At 73.6% G+C, this 15,694-nt stretch carries 14 protein-coding genes; 6 read left to right on the forward strand and 8 right to left on the reverse strand.

Going from position 1 to position 15,694, the window contains the following annotated elements; genetic code table 11:
- Positions 1-6: 6 nt before the first annotated feature.
- From ACIQD7_RS01995 to ACIQD7_RS02010, 4 genes are read right to left on the reverse strand one after another with little or no spacing between them, the layout of a single operon-like run.
- On the reverse strand, positions 7-786 hold the full coding sequence (locus tag ACIQD7_RS01995; RefSeq protein ID WP_121829577.1) for a CDP-alcohol phosphatidyltransferase family protein: 780 nt from the start codon (positions 784-786) through the stop codon (positions 7-9).
- Complete coding sequence (locus ACIQD7_RS02000) at positions 764-1,825, reverse strand: iron-containing alcohol dehydrogenase family protein (protein WP_402438606.1); 1,062 nt, start codon at positions 1,823-1,825, stop codon at positions 764-766. The genes ACIQD7_RS01995 and ACIQD7_RS02000 overlap by 23 nt, the downstream gene beginning before the upstream one ends.
- A complete protein-coding gene (locus ACIQD7_RS02005) occupies positions 1,813-2,550 on the reverse strand; it encodes a sugar phosphate nucleotidyltransferase (protein WP_121829579.1) in 738 nt (245 codons plus the stop codon). The genes ACIQD7_RS02000 and ACIQD7_RS02005 overlap by 13 nt, the downstream gene beginning before the upstream one ends.
- Positions 2,547-4,355: a DUF5941 domain-containing protein gene (locus ACIQD7_RS02010; protein WP_402439682.1), complete on the reverse strand. Its 1,809-nt coding sequence runs from the start codon at positions 4,353-4,355 to the stop codon at positions 2,547-2,549. The genes ACIQD7_RS02005 and ACIQD7_RS02010 overlap by 4 nt, the downstream gene beginning before the upstream one ends.
- A 413-nt stretch (positions 4,356-4,768) precedes the next feature.
- Between ACIQD7_RS02010 and ACIQD7_RS02015 the strand changes: the two genes are divergently transcribed.
- The 3 genes from ACIQD7_RS02015 to idi all read left to right on the forward strand — a co-directional run bounded on the left by ACIQD7_RS02015 (position 4,769) and on the right by idi (position 7,958).
- Positions 4,769-5,710 carry a cation diffusion facilitator family transporter gene (locus ACIQD7_RS02015; protein WP_121833271.1) on the forward strand — a complete coding sequence of 314 codons (942 nt, stop codon included), beginning with the start codon at positions 4,769-4,771 and terminating at the stop codon, positions 5,708-5,710.
- A gap of 209 nt (positions 5,711-5,919) precedes the next feature.
- The gene (locus ACIQD7_RS02020) at positions 5,920-7,185 is read left to right on the forward strand and encodes a GNAT family N-acetyltransferase (protein ID WP_402438608.1); all 1,266 of its coding nucleotides are present in this window, start codon (positions 5,920-5,922) and stop codon (positions 7,183-7,185) included.
- A gap of 152 nt (positions 7,186-7,337) precedes the next feature.
- The gene (idi, locus tag ACIQD7_RS02025) at positions 7,338-7,958 is read left to right on the forward strand and encodes an isopentenyl-diphosphate Delta-isomerase (RefSeq protein WP_121833273.1); all 621 of its coding nucleotides are present in this window, start codon (positions 7,338-7,340) and stop codon (positions 7,956-7,958) included.
- Here the strand turns inward: idi and ACIQD7_RS02030 are convergent.
- Together ACIQD7_RS02030 and ACIQD7_RS02035 are read right to left on the reverse strand one after the other, a co-directional pair.
- Positions 7,924-8,445: an ATP-binding protein gene (locus ACIQD7_RS02030; protein WP_389665683.1), complete on the reverse strand. Its 522-nt coding sequence runs from the start codon at positions 8,443-8,445 to the stop codon at positions 7,924-7,926. The genes idi and ACIQD7_RS02030 overlap by 35 nt on opposite strands.
- A 130-nt stretch (positions 8,446-8,575) precedes the next feature.
- The gene (locus ACIQD7_RS02035) at positions 8,576-9,226 is read right to left on the reverse strand and encodes an HdeD family acid-resistance protein (protein WP_402439684.1); all 651 of its coding nucleotides are present in this window, start codon (positions 9,224-9,226) and stop codon (positions 8,576-8,578) included.
- Positions 9,227-9,364: 138 nt separating this feature from the next.
- Between ACIQD7_RS02035 and ACIQD7_RS02040 the strand changes: the two genes are divergently transcribed.
- The gene (locus tag ACIQD7_RS02040) at positions 9,365-10,108 is read left to right on the forward strand and encodes an enoyl-CoA hydratase/isomerase family protein (protein ID WP_402438611.1); all 744 of its coding nucleotides are present in this window, start codon (positions 9,365-9,367) and stop codon (positions 10,106-10,108) included.
- Between the two features lie 12 nt (positions 10,109-10,120).
- Here ACIQD7_RS02040 and ACIQD7_RS02045 read toward each other — a convergent pair whose 3' ends face one another.
- A complete protein-coding gene (locus tag ACIQD7_RS02045; protein WP_402438613.1) occupies positions 10,121-10,759 on the reverse strand; it encodes a DJ-1/PfpI family protein in 639 nt (212 codons plus the stop codon).
- Positions 10,760-10,947: 188 nt separating this feature from the next.
- Positions 10,948-11,919, reverse strand: coding sequence for a GlxA family transcriptional regulator (locus ACIQD7_RS02050; protein ID WP_402438615.1), 972 nt, complete (start codon positions 11,917-11,919; stop codon positions 10,948-10,950).
- 324 nt (positions 11,920-12,243) lie between these two features.
- Here ACIQD7_RS02050 and ACIQD7_RS02055 point away from each other — a divergent pair, with 324 nt between their 5' ends.
- Together ACIQD7_RS02055 and ACIQD7_RS02060 are read left to right on the forward strand one after the other, a co-directional pair.
- Positions 12,244-13,110, forward strand: a complete 867-nt coding sequence (locus ACIQD7_RS02055; protein ID WP_121833278.1) for an SCO6745 family protein — start codon at positions 12,244-12,246, stop codon at positions 13,108-13,110.
- Positions 13,111-13,205: 95 nt separating this feature from the next.
- Positions 13,206-15,641: a Tex family protein gene (locus ACIQD7_RS02060; protein ID WP_402438617.1), complete on the forward strand. Its 2,436-nt coding sequence runs from the start codon at positions 13,206-13,208 to the stop codon at positions 15,639-15,641.
- Positions 15,642-15,694 lie beyond the last annotated feature (53 nt).

A 15,694-nucleotide genomic window follows, 5' to 3' on the forward strand; every position in this document is an offset into this window, starting at 1 on the left:
CCGGCCTCACTTCAGCCTGCTGGAGACCATGATCGACACCAGGTGCAGCACGGTCTGGAGCAGGGCGATGCCGGCGAGGACGGCGACGCCGAGCCGGGAGAAGAAGAGGTCGCCCCTGACCTGGTCCGCGATCGCGAGGACCAGGATGAGCAGGGAGGCCTCGATCCCCAGGACCAGCCGGTGGAACTTGAGCGCTGCGGCGGCCCGGCGGGCCAGGGCCATTCCGGAGGAGCGCGGCTCGGCGGCGGACTCCTTGACCGGCGGGAGGCCGCCCTGGTGACGGGCGACGCCGACGAGGTCGGTCTCGGCCTTGATCAGGATGGCGCCGAGGGCGGCGAGGGTGCCCAGGAAGGCCCACAGCCAGTCGATCCGCCCGGTGCCCCACAGGTCGGCGGCGCGCAGGCCGAAGCCGACGAGGACCGCCGCGTCGCACAGGTAGGCGCCGACCCGGTCCAGGTAGACGCCGCCGAGCGAGAACTGCTTCTTCCAGCGGGCCAGCTCGCCGTCGACGCAGTCGAGCAGCAGGTAGAGCTGGACCATGAGCACGCCGAGGACGGCGCCCGGGATGCCCGGCACGAGGAGCGCCGGGGCGGCGAGCACCCCGAAGAGGGTCATCAGGTAGGTCAGCTGGTTGGGGGTGACCCGGGTGTTCGCGAGCTGCCGGGTGATCCGCAGCGAGATCTCCCGCATGTAGAGGCGGCCGCCCCAGTGCTCGCCGCTGCGCCGGTCCTTCACGCCCGGGGGGTGGACGACCGGTCGGAGCTCAGCTACCGATGGCTTGTGCATAGTCGGCGTACGCGTCCCTGATCTCGTCGTCGGACAGGTCGAGGTGTTCGAGGATGGTGAAGCGGCCCGGCCGGGTCTGCGGGGCGAAGGACACCGCCCGGACGAACTCGTCCACGGTGAAGCCCATCTCCTCCGGCGTGACGGGCAGGCCGTGCCGGCGCAGGGTCTCGACGATCAGGCCGGAATCCTCGCGGGCACCGCGCAGGTGCATGGCGAAGGCCGCTCCGAGGCCGCACTGCTCGCCGTGGCTGGCCGCGCGGGCCGGGAAGAGCAGGTCGAAGGCGTGGCTGATCTCGTGGCAGGCGCCCGAGGAGGGGCGGCTGTCACCGCTGATCGACATGGCGATGCCGGACATCACCAGGCCCTCGGAGAGGGTGACGAGGAAGTCGTCGTCCCCGATGCCGCCGGGGTGGCGGAGCACCGCCTCGCCCGCGCTGCGGGCCATGGCGGCGGCGAGTCCGTCGACCTTCTCACCGGTCTCGCGGTGGGAGAGCTCCCAGTCCGCGATGGCGGAGAGGTTGGAGACCGCGTCGCCGATGCCGGAGCGGACGAAGCGCGCCGGGGCGTCCCTGATCACGTCCAGGTCGATGACGAGGGCGATCGGGGTGGGGACGCCGTAGGAGCCGCGCCCGTTGTCGTTGTCCAGGGTGGAGATCGGGGAGCAGATCCCGTCGTGCGACAGGTTGGTGGCGATGGCCACCAGCGGCAGCCCGACCCGGGCCGCCGCGTACTTGGTCACGTCGATGATCTTGCCGCCGCCGAGGGCCACCACCGCGTCGTACCGCTTGCCGCGCATGGCGTCGGCGAGCTTCACGGCCTCGTCGATGGTGCCGCCGGAGACCGGGTACCAGTCGGCTCCGGGCAGCTCGGCGGCGAAGCGGTCGCGCAGCTTGAGGCCGGAGCCCCCGCTGATGGCGACGGCGATCTTGCCGTTGCTGGAGATCCGCTGGTCCGCGAGGAGCGCGGACAGGTCGTCCAGCGCTCCTCCGCGGATGTCGACGACGACCGGCGACGGGATCAGCCGGGTCAGTACTGGCACGCGATCTCACGGCCCTTCGCGAGGTCGTCGTGGTTGTCGATCTCGACCCACTTGACGTCGCCGATGGGGGCCACGTCGACGGTGAAGCCGCGGTTGACCAGCTCCTGGTAGCCGTCCTCGTAGTAGAGGTCGGGGTCGCGCTCGAAGGTGGCCTTGAGCGCGTCCGCGAGCTCCTCGGCGGCCTCGGCCTCGATCAGGGTGACGCCGATGTACTCGCCGGTGGCGGTGGCCGGGTCCATGAGCTTGGTGATGCGCTGGACGCCCTTGCCCTCGGCGGTGATGACCTTCATCTCCTCGTCGGCGAGGCTCTTCACCGTGTCGAGGGCGAGGATGATCTTCTGCCCGTTGCCCCGGGCGGCGAGCAGGGTCTCCTCGACGGAGACGGGGTGGACGGTGTCGCCGTTGGCGAGGATCACGCCGCGCTTGAGGACCTCACGGGCGCACCACAGGGAGTAGGCGTTGTTCCACTCCTCGGCCTTGTCGTTGTCGACGAGGGTGATCGTGAGCCCGTACTTCGCCTCCAGGGCGTCCTTGCGGTCGTAGACGGCCTCCTTGCGGTAGCCGACGACGATCGCGACCTCGGTGAGGCCGATCTCGGCGAAGTTCTTCAGGGTCAGGTCGAGGATCGTGGTGTCCCCGTCGACCGGCACGAGGGCCTTCGGAAGGGTGTCGGTGTAGGGGCGCAGACGCCGTCCGGCACCGGCTGCCAGTACGAGACCGATCATGCTGTTTCTCCTTCGTCGTGAACGGCGGGTGCTCCGGCGGAGACCCAGAAGCGGATGGACTCCACGAGCACCACCAGCGCGACGGCGACCGCGAGGGCGGTCAGTGCCAGGGTGAAGTCGTCGCCGCGGCCCGCGAGGAGGGCGGCGAGGACGGTCACCAGGAGCGTGCGCCCCTCGTGTCCGCCGGTGACGCGCACCAGCCAGGCGGGCGGCGCGCCGGTGCCCCCGCGAATGCGGTACACCGTGTCGTAGTGATGGTAGGCGACCGCCGCGACCAGCCCGAACGCCGCCGGGAGGGCCCCCGGGGCGTCGGAGCGGCCGGCCAGGACGAGGACGGTGGTGTACTCGGCGGCGCGGAAGAGCGGGGGTACGAGCCAGTCGAGGGCGCCCTTGAGGGGCTGGGCGACGGCGAGCCCGGCGAAGATCGTGTAGCCGACGGCGGCGATCACGATCTGCCGGTCGCCGAACGGCCACGTGAGGACGGCGAACAGCAGGCCGGCCGTCGCGATCGCGGCGAAGACGACGCCGAGGCTCCGGTCGCCGGGGCGGCGGAAGAGCCGGGCGGCGAGCTGGGCGAGCGGGCCGGAGTCGGTGAGGTCGAAGAGCGCCCGGGCGGCCCGGTCGGTCCTCTTCCCCTTACGGGTCAGGGAGCGCAGGACGCGGCCGGCGGTGGTGTAGCAGGCGCCGAAGGCGCAGCCGGCGATCAGGGCCCAGAAGACGATCCGGGGGCTGGTGACGGCGGTGAGGACCGCGATCATCGCCCAGCGCTCGCCGATCGGCAGGATGATCATGCGGCGGGCCCAGACGGTCCAGCCGACGCCGTCCAGTCTGCTGGAGAGGGCCAGGCTGGTCTTGGCGGCGGTGCCGGTGCTCTCGGCGTTGGCCTCGTTGAAGGAGAAGTCCACGACGTGCCGGCAGGTCATCAGGACCATGGCGCCGAGCGCGAGGGCCCAGACGTCGTCGCCGTTGCGGGCGGCGCCGAGGGCGAGGCCCGCGTAGAAGGCGTACTCCTTGGCGCGGTCGAAGGTGGCGTCGAGCCAGGCGCCCATCGTCGAGTACTTCAGCGCGTACCGGGCGAGCTGCCCGTCGGTGCAGTCCAGGACGAAGGAGACGAGGAGGAGGACGCCGGCGGCGACGTAGCCGCCGCGCTCGCCGGTCGCCGCGCAGCCGGCCGCGATCAGGGCGGTGAGCAGCGAGGCGGTGGTGACCTGGTTGGGGGTCAGTCCGCGGCGCGCGCACCAGCGGGCGATGTAGCGCGAGTACGGGCTGATGAAGAAGGTGGTGAAGAAGCCGTCGTGGGCCTTCACGGCCGAGCGGAGGCGTACGGCCTCGTCGTCGACGGCCTCGACGGCGGCGCGGGCCGCGTGGCGGGCCTCGGCGTCGGTGGGGACGGTGGCGACGAGGGTGCCGAGCTGGGGCCGGTGCACGGCGACGCCGTCGGCGTCGAGGGCGTCGGCGAGGGTGCCGGGGAGGTCGCCGGCGGCGCCGGGGGCCGCCCCGGCGGGCACGGCGGCGGCGCTCAGGGCGCGGGTCAGCGCGGGGCGGGCCTCGGGCTGCGCGGTGAGCGCGCCGGGCGCCGCGGCGGCCGGGAACCGGGGGTCGGTGAGGGCGAGGCGCAGCGCGTGCGGATGGCCGACGAACCGGGGGTCGACGAGCGCGACGCGCTCGCCCGCCGGGACGGCGGCCAGCAGGGCGCCGGTCTCCTCGGCGCCGGAGGCGATCCGGACGTCGAAGCCGAGCGACCGCAGATCACCGTCGAGCGAGGATCCGGGTGCCGGGGGGCCGGTGAGGATGGCGGTCGACAGACGAACTCACTCCTTGGAGCTGACGGCGGGGCCGGCGGGGCCCATGGCGGCCCCGGGCGCGGCGGTGCGGCCCGGCACCGGGCGGCGACACGTCGGCTGAGGCTATCCGATGAACAGAAGGACAGTTCACCGAGGCTTCGCGGGCAGGACTCCCCCGGGCCCGCCGGTGTCCGTCCGGATGCGCCCCGTCCGCCGGAGATCATGATGGGTGATCGCCCGCCCGCCTCACAAACCCCGGTCGGGGACCCTCGCGGGGGCCACTTCCGGACACTTCCCCGCACTCCCCGTCCGGATGGCATCACCGCAGGTCAGAGCATATGACAACGGTGTTCAGTACCGTGTTGCACATACCCCCCACCCGTAGTTGACTTGCGCATCGGGGCATACGGACGACACGACCGGGAGGCCATGTCATGGGGGCTGGACACGATCACGGGCACGGCCACGGGGGCCCGCCGCCGACGGGCACCGCGGGGGCCGCGTACCGGAACCGGTTGCGGATCGCGCTCGGCATCACGCTCTCCGTGATGGTGATCGAGATCATCGGCGGCGTGGTCGCGGACTCGCTCGCGCTGATCGCGGACGCGGCTCACATGGCGACCGACGCGGTCGGCCTCGCGATGGCGCTCCTGGCGATCCACTTCGCCAACCGGCCGCCTTCGGGGAACCGCACCTTCGGATACGCGCGGGCCGAGATCCTGGCGGCGCTCGCGAACTGCCTGCTGCTGCTCGGCGTGGGCGGGTACGTGCTCTTCGAGGCGATCCAGCGGTTCATGGAGCCGGCCGAGACCAAGGGCGGCCTCGCCATCGCGTTCGCGGTGGTCGGCCTGGTGGCGAACGTGATCTCGCTGACGCTGCTCATGCGGGGCCAGAAGGAGAGCCTCAACGTGCGCGGGGCGTATCTGGAGGTGCTCGCGGACGCGCTGGGCTCGGTCACCGTGATCGTCGCGGCCGGGATCATCCTGGCCACCGGCTGGCAGTACGCGGACCCGATCGCCTCGCTGGTGATCGGCCTGATGATCGTCCCCCGCACGGTCAAACTGCTGCGCGAGACCCTGGACGTGCTCCTGGAGGCGGCCCCCAAGGGCGTCGACATGGCGGAGGTGCGGGCGCACATACTGGCCCTGCCGGGGGTCGAGGACGTGCACGACCTGCACGCCTGGACGATCACCTCGGGGATGCCGGTCCTCTCGGCGCACGTGGTCGTCGACCAGGGGGCCCTCGACTCGGTGGGGCACGAGAAGATGCTGCACGCGCTCCAGGGCTGCCTGGGCTCGCACTTCGACGTGGAGCACTGCACCTTCCAGCTGGAGCCGGTCGGCCACGCGGAGCACGAGGCGAAGCTCTGCCTGTAGCGCCGGAGCGCCCGGAGCGCCTGTTAGGCTTTTCGTACGAACACGTGATGGAGAGGAGCTGGGGTTGATGACCGTCGCGATGGAGGCTGCCTTCTGCGGCAGCGCCCGGTCGTCCCTCAGCCTCCGGGTCTCCGGCTGACCTGATCCCGGTCCTCGCACCGGTACGTCACGTCGTCGGCCGGGGCCCTCTCATCCAAGGGTTTCCCACGTTGTCCGACAACGCTCCGCACGATTCCTTCTTCGCCCTGCACCACGGCCTGCCGCGCCAGGGTCCGGGCTCCGACACCACCACCCGCCGGCTCCTCGCCCTCGCGGGTCCGCTTCCCGCGCGTCCGCGCGTGCTCGACCTGGGCTGCGGTCCGGGCCGCTCCGCGCTGCTCCTGGCCGCCGAGGCGGGCGCCGAGGTGACCGCCGTCGACACCCACGAGCCGTTCCTCGCCCAGCTGCGGGAGTCCGCCGCCGCGCGCGGACTCGACGGCTCGGTCCCCGGGAGCGGTTCCGTCCGCGCCCTCCGCGCCGACATGGGCGCCCTGCCGTTCCCCGACGGCTCCTTCGACCTGGTCTGGGCCGAGAGCTCGGTCTTCGTGCTCGGCTTCGACCGGGCCCTCGCCGAGTGGCGCCGCCTCCTCGCGCCCGGCGGCACCCTCGTGCTCACCGAGTGCGTGTGGACCACCGGGGAGCCGGGCCCGGCGGCCCGCGCCTTCTGGGAGGAGCACTATCCGCTCCGTACCGTCACCGGGAACGCGGCGGCCGCGGTCGCGGCCGGCTACCACGTCCTGGGGACCCTGACCCAGCCGGAGGGCGACTGGGACGCGTACTACGGTCCGCTGGCCGCCCGCGCCGAGGCGGCCGACACCTCCGTGCCCGGCATGGCCGAGGCGGTCGCCGGGGCCCGCGCCGAGATCGCGCTGCGCCGCGAGCACGGCTCCGACTACGGCTACGCCGGTTTCGTGCTGCGGCCCGCCGATCCGCGCTGGCGCACCCGGCCGGAGGCCGCCGGCGAGGAGGCCGAGGTCCGGCGGATCGAGGCGGCCGCCTTCGGTTCGGAGGCGGAGGCCGATCTGGTCGACGCGCTCCGGGCGGACGCCGACGCCTGGCTCCCGGGCCTGTCGTACGTGGCCGAGGCCCCGGACGGCACGGTCGCGGCGCACGCCCTGATCACCCGCTGCCGGGTGGGCGGCGCTCCGGCGGCGGCGCTCGCCCCGGTGGCGGTCGCGCCCGAGTACCAGCGGACGGGTGCCGGACAGGCCGTCGTCCGGGCGGTCCTCGACGCGGCCCGGCTGCGGGGCGAGACCCTGGTGCTCGTCCTGGGGCATCCGGAGTACTACCCCCGGTTCGGGTTCGAACGGGCGTCCGCGTATGGAATCAGGCCAGGTTTCGAGGTCCCGGACGAGGCGATGAGGGCGCTCGTCCTGGACGACTCCGCGCCCGTTCCCGCGGGTGCGCCGGTCTATCCCGCGCCTTTCGGGGTGTAGTGCCCGCTCGGTCCTCCTCCGCTCCCGCCGCCCGGGGTGTACTCCGGTGCGGTGGGAGCGGACGCGTCCGGCCGTCGAAGTACGGACAAGCCGCTTTTGTACGGCAGACTGAGGGGGCCCCACCGGGCCGAGGACCGAAGCGAAGGATGGGTATGCCGACCACACCAGCCACCGCGGCGCAGATCTCGCCGGAGATCGCGTCGAACGGTGTCCAGCCGTCCGGAGACCCGGCCCCGATCATGCTCGAACTGGTCGACGAGGACGGAAGGACGATCGGCACGGCGGAGAAGCTCGCCGCCCATCAGGCGCCGGGGCAGCTGCACCGCGCCTTCTCCGTCTTCCTCTTCGACGAGTCGGGCCGGCTGCTCCTCCAGCGGCGGGCGCTCGGCAAGTACCACTCGCCCGGCGTCTGGTCGAACACCTGCTGCGGCCACCCCTACCCGGGCGAGGCGCCGTTCGCGGCGGCGGCCCGGCGCACCTTCGAGGAGCTGGGCGTCTCGCCCTCGCTGCTCGCGGAGGCCGGCACGGTCCGCTACAACCACCCGGACCCGGCCTCGGGCCTGGTGGAGCAGGAGTTCAACCACCTCTTCGTCGGCCTGGTGCAGGCCGCGCCGCGGCCGGACCCGGAGGAGATCGAGGACACCGCCTTCGTGACCCCCGCCGAGCTGGCCGAGCGGCACGCCGCCGCGCCGTTCTCCGCCTGGTTCATGACGGTGCTCGACGCGGCGCGTCCGGCCGTCAGGGAGCTGACGGGTCCGTCCGGGGGCTGGTGACCACCGGCTCCTGCGGCACCGCTCCCGGCCCCGGTGCCGCCGGGGCCAGGGGCAGCGCCGCCCAGATGATCTTGCCGCCGCTCGCGGTGTGCTCGACGTCGCAGGCGCCGCCGGCCTCAAGGGCGATCTCGCGGACCAGGAGCAGGCCCCGGCCGCCGGTCTGACCCCAGTCGGCCTCCAGGGCCTTGGGACGGTAGGGGTGGTTGTCCTCGACGGACACCCTGATCCACTCGGGTCCGATCGCCACCTCGACCGCTATCTCCGGGGACAGCAGCGCCGCGTGCCGCACGGCGTTGGTGACCAGCTCGGAGACGATCAGCAGCAGGCCGTCCATGATCTCGTCGTGGAGGGGGACGCCCTGGCGGACCAGCAGGTCGCGCACGGCGTGCCGGGCCTGCGGGACGGAGACGTCGACCGCGGCAGCGGTGAAGCGCCAGACTCCTTCGTAGGACGGGTGTCGGGTGGGGCCGCTTTCGCTGGGCTCCACCGTCCGGTTCCCGCCCTCGTGCTCGATTCTCGCCACGGATCGAGTCTTGGCAATGCGCGGGGGCGGACCGGCCTACTGACCAGAAGTCGACACTTATCGGCCGCCTTTTGATCGGGTGAGTATGCCGATGTCAGTTGTTCGACTGATCGCGCACGCTTTCTGGGGACTCCGGAGAGGGGCTCGGAGAAGGGGCCGCAGAGGGACCCGCAGAGGACTCCGGGAGCGGCTCCGGCGGGGTCACCATACTGACGATCCGTCGGCCCCCCACCCCGATCGCGATCAGGCCGAGTCCGTCGAAGAGCAGCGCGAGCGAGAAGAAGAGCCCGAGGACGTACCGGCTGCTGTGCGGCCAGTCGAAGAGGACGAGCAGACCGAGCAGCAGGCCGAAGGCGCCCTGGAGGAGGGTCCAGCCGAACTGCGGGCCGCGCACCACCACGCTGCCGACGAGCCGGAACAGCCCGCCGGTCAGGAAGAGCAGGGCCGCGAACATCGTCAGCGCCTCCGCCGAACCCTCGGGATGCCGGATCACCACGACGCCGGCCGCGATGTTCAGGGCGGCCACCACCGCGGCGAGCCAGAAGTAGCTGGTGCCCCGCGACTGGACGGCCTGGAGCAGCCCGACGGCCCCGCCGATCAGCAGCAGCCAGCCGAAGAGCAGCATCGAGGTGAGGGTGGCGGCGCCCGTGTAGACCAGGCCGACGATCCCGCCGATCACCAGCAGGGCGCCGAGCACGGCGAGCCAACTGAAGCCGCGGCTGAGCTTCTTCCCGTGCCGCCGCATGTCTCCGGCCGGGTCGGGAACGCCCTCCGCCTCGCGGTGGCCCTTCCCCTCGCGGTGGTCCTCGGTCATCCGGTGCCTCCTCAGCAGGGCGACCCCTTCCTGATCGTACGTTCGGGTGTGCCGGATAGCATCCGGCCCATGGAGCCGCAGCTGAAGGACAGCGTCACGGACGGCGTCGCCACCGTCGTCATCGCCAACCCGGCCAAGCGCAACGCGATGAGCGCCGGCATGTGGCGCGCCCTGCCGGGCGTCCTGGAGCGGCTCGCCGCCGACCCCGCGGTCCGGGTCCTGGTCCTGACCGGCGAGGGCGACACCTTCTGCGCCGGGGCGGACATCTCGGCGCTGCGGGAGCCCGGGGACGAGCAGCAGAGCCTGGCGGTACGGGCCGAGGAGGCGCTCGCGGCCTTCCCCAAGCCGACCCTGGCGGCCGTCCGGGGCTTCTGCGTCGGGGGCGGCAGCCAGCTCGCCGCCGCCTGCGACCTGCGGTTCGCCGAGGAGGGCGCCCGCTTCGGGATCACCCCCGCGAAGCTCGGCATCGTCTACCCGTCCTCGTCGACCCGCCGCCTGGCCGCCCTCGTGGGCCCCTCGACCGCCAAGTACCTGCTGTTCTCCGGCGAACTGATCGACGCGGAGCGGGCGCTGCGGATGGGGCTGGTGGACGAGCTCCACCCGGCGGGCGAACTGGACAAGCGGGTCGACGCGTTCTGCCGGGTGCTCGCCTCACGCTCGCTGCTCACCCAGGCGGCGGCCAAGGAGTTCGCCGACGGGCGGACGGACCGGGACGGGCACTGGGCGGAGCAGGCGCGGGGCAGCGACGACACCGCGGAGGGCGTCGCCGCCTTCCTGGAGCGCCGCCCGCCCCGCTTCACGTACGGGCTCTGAACCCCGTACGGGCTACGCGGTCCCCGTCCGCCCGGCCTCCGCGCGCCACTTCGCGACGAGTTCGGCCGGGGCCTTCTCCGGCGAGCCCGCGTCGTAGGGCGGCTGGGGGTCGTACTCGGTGAGGAGCTGGACCGTCTGCGCCGTCTCGTCCCCGGCGATCCGGCCGAGCAGGTGGAGTCCCATGTCGATGCCGGAGGAGACCCCGGCGGAGGTGACGTACTTGCCGTCGAAGACGACCCGCTCGCCGGTGGGCTCGACGCCGAGGGCCCGCAGTTCGTCGAAGGCGAGCCAGTGGGTGGTCGCCCGGCGGCCGTCGAGCAGCCCCGCGGCGGCCAGGACCAGCGAGCCGGTGCAGACGGAGGTGGTCCAGGTGCTGGTGGCGTCGGCGGTGCGCAGCCAGTCGAGGATCTCCGGGTCCTCCATGGCCGCCCGGACGTCGGGGCCGCCGGGCACGAGGACGATGTCCGGGGCCGGCACCTCGGCGAGGGCCCGGTCGGCGACGAGCGCGAGGGTGTCCTGGTCGTTGCGGACCGGACCGCGCTCCCTGGCCACGAAGACGGTCTCGGCACCGGGGAGGCGGGAGAGCATCTCGTACGGCCCGACGGCGTCGAGGGCGGTGAACCGGTCGTAGAGAAGGACGGCGATCTGCACGGTGGTTCCTCTCGATGGGCGGAGACGGGTGGGCGGAGACGGGTGAGCGGAGACATCGGTGGCGGGCCCGGTCGGTCACGGGCGCACGGACGGAGGGAAGGCCCGCGGAGGGATCCCTTCCGGACGGCGCCCGACCGGCCCCGAGGTCGACCGCGGCGGCGGAGGCCGACGACGGCACGGGCGGACGGTCAGGACAGGACCACGTGGAAGCGGCGGCGGTACTCCGCCGGGGTGGTCTCCAGGGCCTTCAGGAAGGCGCGGCGCATCGTCTCCGGGGTCCCGTAGCCCGAGGCGCGGGCGACCTCCTCGACGCCGAGCGGGGTGTCCTCCAGGAGCCGGCGGGCGTGTTCGAGCCGGACCCGGTCGACGTAGCGGCCGGGGGGCGTGCCGGTCTCCGCGTGGAAGGCGCGGGCGAAGTGGCGGGGCGAGAGCCGGACGCGGGCGGCGAGCGCCTCGACGGAGAGGTCCGCGTCCGGGTGCTCGGTGATCCAGTGCTGGAGGTCGCGCAGCGGCTCCCGGCGGGCGGTCTGGGCGGAGAGCTGGACGCTGAACTGGGCCTGGTTGCCGGGGCGGCGCAGGAACACGACCAGGTGGCGGGCGACGGTGAGGGCGGCGTCCCGGCCGAGGTCCTCCTCGACCAGGGCGAGCGCCAGGTCGATCCCGGCGGTGACCCCGGCCGAGGTGGAGACGCGCCCGTCCCGTACGAAGATCGGATCGGGCTCCACGTCGACCTCGGGGTAGCGGCGGGCGAGGTGTTCGCAGGCGTTCCAGTGGGTGGTCGCCCGGTGTCCGTCGAGGAGTCCGGCCTCGGCAAGGAGCAGCGCCCCGGTGCAGACGGACACCAGGCGCCGGGCGCGCGGGCCGTGCGTCCGCAGCCAGTCGACCAGGGCCGGGTCGGGCGTCCGGGTGCCCTCGCCGCCGGGGACGACCAGGGTGTGCGGGGCGCCGCCGGCGACGGCGTCCGCGAGCGTGGTGTCCGGGAGCAGGCACAGCCCGCTCTGCGTGCGGACCGGGCCGCCGTCGAGGGAGGCCGTGCGGATCGGGTAGGCGGACGGGTCCCCGGTGGCCCGGCCGGCACCGGCGAACACCTCGACGGGTCCGGAGACGTCGAGGCTCAGGACGCCGTCGAAGAGGACGACGAGGACGGGGCGCTGTGGCATGGCCCCATCCTTGGCGGGGCCGACCGCGTCCACAAGGACGAGGACCCCACCTTTCCTGCCATCGCCGGTGGCGGGGCGCGTCCTTGGTGGCGGGGCGTCGCCGGTGGAGGGGTGCGTCCCCGGTGGAGGGGCATCGCCGGTGGCGGGGCGCGTCCCCGGTGGAGGGGTGAGTCACTGGTGGAGGGGCGCGTCCCCGGTGGAGGGGTACGTCCCCGGCAGAGGGATGCGTCCCCGGGGGGAGGGGTACGTCCCCGGTGGAAGGGTGCGCCCCGCTGAAGGGGTCCGCCTGTTCCCGTCGTACCGACCAGTCGGTAACGTGCAGGCATGACGAATGCCCTGCCGCCGCGCGCCGGACGCCGCTGCCACAACGCCCTGAACCCGCTGCACTCCTCGCTGTACTTCTCCCCCGACCTGGACCGCGAGTTCGCCGCCCTCGGCTTCACCGACCAGAGCGCGATGCGGCTCGCCGCCCGCAGCGCCCCGCTCGGCGCGGTGGGCGCGGGCACGGTCGCCGCGACCTTCTACAACTACAACCACGAGCTGCTCGCCCAGCACCTGCCGGCCGTGTGGGAGACCGCCTCCCCCGCCGAGGTCCTGGCCGCGCGGCTGCGCGCCGCCGACACCACCCTGCGCCGGCTGCTCGGCGAGGACGCCGTCGCCTCCCCGGAGATGGCCGAGGCGGCGGAGCTGGCGCTGCGCGCCTCCGAGGCCTGCACGCGACACGCCCGGCCCCTGTACTCGGCCAACGCCGACCTGCCCGTCCCCGAGGAGCCCCACCTCGCCTACTGGCACGCCGCCACCCTGCTGCGCGAGCACCGGGGCGACGGACACCTCGCGGCCCTGCTCTCCGCCGGGCTCGACCCCGTCGAGGCCCTCGCCTCCCACACCGCCACCGGCAAGGGCATGGCCCCGCGCTGGGCCGTCAGCTCCCGGGGCTGGCGGCGCACCGACTGGGAGGGGGCGGTGGCACGGCTGCGCGACCGGGGCCTGATCGACGCCGAGGGCGAGCTGACCGAGGCCGGGACGGCCCTGCGCGCCGAGATCGAGGAGCACACCGACCGGCTGGACTCCGCCCCGTACGAGCACCTCGGCGCGGCCGGCGTGGAGCGCCTCACCGAGCTGGGGCGCGGTTTCCTCTTCGAGGCGGCGGCCGCGGGCGCCTTCCCGGAGGACCTCGTCGGCAAGGGCTGAAGGACGCGCGGGACGGGCCGGTTGCCGCGTCCGGGTGACCGACCCGGCACAATGCAGTCTCAAGCTTGAGGCACGAGAAGGCGAGTCGGGACACCGTGACGACGTCCATCGAAGCAAGGATCGCCGAGGAGCTCGGCGTACGCGAGCGACAGGTGAGGGCAGCCGTCGAGCTCCTCGACGGCGGTTCGACCGTGCCGTTCATCGCGCGCTACCGCAAGGAAGCGACCGAGATGCTCGACGACGCGCAGCTGCGCACCCTGGAGGAGCGGCTGCGCTATCTGCGCGAGCTGGAGGACCGCCGGTCGGCGGTCCTCGACTCGGTGCGCGAGCAGGGCAAGCTGACCCCGGACCTGGAGGCCCGGATCCGGGCCGCCGACACCAAGGCGCGCCTGGAGGACATCTACCTGCCCTTCAAGCCGAAGCGCCGGACCAAGGCGCAGATCGCCCGCGAGGCCGGTCTGGAGCCGCTGGCGGAGGGGCTGCTGTCCGACCCGTCCGTGGAGCCGTCGGCGGCCGCCGCGGCCTTCGTGGACGCGGACAGGGGCGTCACGGACGCGGCGGCGGCCCTGGAGGGCGCGCGGGCGATCCTCGCGGAGAAGTTCTCCGAGGACGCCGACCTCATCGGCGAGCTGCGCGAGCGCATGTGGGGCCGGGGCCGCCTCGTCGCCAGGGTCCGCGAGGGCAAGGAGGAGGCGGGGGCGAAGTTCGCCGACTACTTCGACTTCGCGGAGCCGTTCACGGCGCTCCCCTCGCACCGGGTGCTCGCCATGCTGCGCGGCGAGAAGGAGGACGTGCTCGGCCTGGACCTGGAGCCGGAGGAGCCGGTCGAGGGCCCCTCCTCGTACGAGGGGATCGTCGCGCACCGCTTCGGCGTGGCCGACCGGGGGCGCCCGGGGGACAAGTGGCTCCAGGACACGGTCCGCTGGGCCTGGCGGACCCGGATCCTGGTCCACCTCGGGATCGACCTGCGGCTGCGGCTGCGGACGGCCGCCGAGGACGAGGCCGTACGGGTCTTCGCGGCGAACCTGCGGGACCTGCTGCTCGCCGCGCCGGCCGGCACCCGGGCGACCCTGGGCCTGGACCCCGGTTTCCGTACGGGCGTGAAGGTCGCCGTGGTCGACGCGACCGGCAAGGTCGTCGCCACCGACGTGATCCACCCGCACGTTCCCGCCAACAAATGGGACCAGGCGCTCGAGAAGCTCGCGCGGCTCGCCGAGGAGCACGCGGTCGAGCTGGTCGCGATCGGCAACGGCACGGCCTCCCGCGAGACCGACAGGCTGGCGACCGAACTCATCGCGAAGCACCCCGAGTTGAACCTGACCAAGGTGATGGTCTCGGAGGCCGGCGCCTCGGTCTACTCGGCCTCCGCGTTCGCCTCGCAGGAACTCCCGGACCTGGACGTGTCGTTGCGCGGCGCCGTCTCCATCGCCCGACGGCTCCAGGACCCGCTGGCGGAGCTGGTGAAGATCGACCCGAAGTCGATCGGCGTCGGCCAGTACCAGCACGACCTGGCCGAGGTGAAGCTCTCGCGCTCCCTCGACGCGGTGGTCGAGGACTGTGTGAACGGCGTCGGCGTGGACGTCAACACCGCCTCCGCGCCGCTCCTCTCGCGGGTCTCGGGCATCAGCTCCGGCCTCGCGGAGAACATCGTCGCGCACCGGGACGCCAACGGCCCCTTCCGCTCCCGCCGGGCGCTCAAGGACGTGGCCCGGCTCGGCCCGAAGGCGTACGAGCAGTGCGCGGGCTTCCTGCGCATCCGGGGCGGCGAGGACCCGCTCGACGCCTCCGCCGTGCACCCGGAGGCGTACCCGGTGGTGCGCCGGATGGCGAAGACGACGGGCGGCGAGGTCGCGGCGCTGATCGGCGACACGGGCACGCTGCGCTCGCTGCGGGCGGACGACTTCGTGGACGAGACCTTCGGCCTGCCGACGGTGACGGACATCCTGCGCGAGCTGGAGAAGCCGGGCCGCGACCCGCGTCCGGCGTTCCGGACGGCCACCTTCAAGGAGGGCGTCGAGAAGATCGGCGACCTGGCGTCCGGGATGGTCCTGGAGGGCGTGGTCACCAACGTGGCGGCGTTCGGCGCGTTCGTGGACATCGGCGTGCACCAGGACGGTCTGGTGCACGTGTCCGCGATGTCGAAGACCTTCGTGAAGGACCCGCGCGACGTGGTGAAGCCCGGTGACGTGGTCAAGGTGAAGGTCCTGGACGTGGACGTGCCGCGCAAGCGGATCTCGCTGACGCTGCGGCTCGACGACGAGCCGGGCGCGGAGGCGGCGGGCGGCGCGGGCGGACGCGGCCGGGGCGAGCGCGGCGAGCGCGGTGACCGGGGCGAGCGCTCCGGCAGGCCGCCGCAGCAGCGGCAGGGCGGCGGCGGTGGCGGTGGCCGCCGGGCCGAGCGCGGCGACCAGGGCGGCCGGGGCGGTGACGGCCGGGACCGGGGCGCGGCCCCCGCTCCCGCGAACAGCGCGATGGCCGACGCGCTCCGCAAGGCGGGCCTGCTGGGCGAGGGCGGCGGCAAGCGGCGGTAGTGCCCCCTGTACGGGAGGGGCCGCGGCCCCACGGACCGCGGCCCCTCCCGTAC

Source organism: Streptomyces sp. NPDC093071, from assembly GCF_044754545.1.
Classification (GTDB): Bacteria; Actinomycetota; Actinomycetes; order Streptomycetales; family Streptomycetaceae; genus Streptomyces.

Excerpts from the sequence above, each read along its gene's own strand:
- ACIQD7_RS02005 (WP_121829579.1), bottom strand. The coding sequence starts at position 2,550 with ATGATCGGTCTCGTACTGGCAGCCGGTGCCGGACGGCGTCTGCGCCCC.
- ACIQD7_RS01995 (WP_121829577.1), bottom strand. The coding sequence starts at position 786 with ATGCACAAGCCATCGGTAGCTGAGCTCCGACCGGTCGTCCACCCCCCG.
- ACIQD7_RS02015 (WP_121833271.1), top strand. The coding sequence starts at position 4,769 with ATGGGGGCTGGACACGATCACGGGCACGGCCACGGGGGCCCGCCGCCG.
- ACIQD7_RS02040 (WP_402438611.1), top strand. The coding sequence starts at position 9,365 with ATGGAGCCGCAGCTGAAGGACAGCGTCACGGACGGCGTCGCCACCGTC.
- ACIQD7_RS02035 (WP_402439684.1), bottom strand. The coding sequence starts at position 9,226 with ATGCGGCGGCACGGGAAGAAGCTCAGCCGCGGCTTCAGTTGGCTCGCC.
- ACIQD7_RS02050 (WP_402438615.1), bottom strand. The coding sequence starts at position 11,919 with ATGCCACAGCGCCCCGTCCTCGTCGTCCTCTTCGACGGCGTCCTGAGC.
- ACIQD7_RS02055 (WP_121833278.1), top strand. The coding sequence starts at position 12,244 with ATGACGAATGCCCTGCCGCCGCGCGCCGGACGCCGCTGCCACAACGCC.
- idi (WP_121833273.1), top strand. The coding sequence starts at position 7,338 with ATGCCGACCACACCAGCCACCGCGGCGCAGATCTCGCCGGAGATCGCG.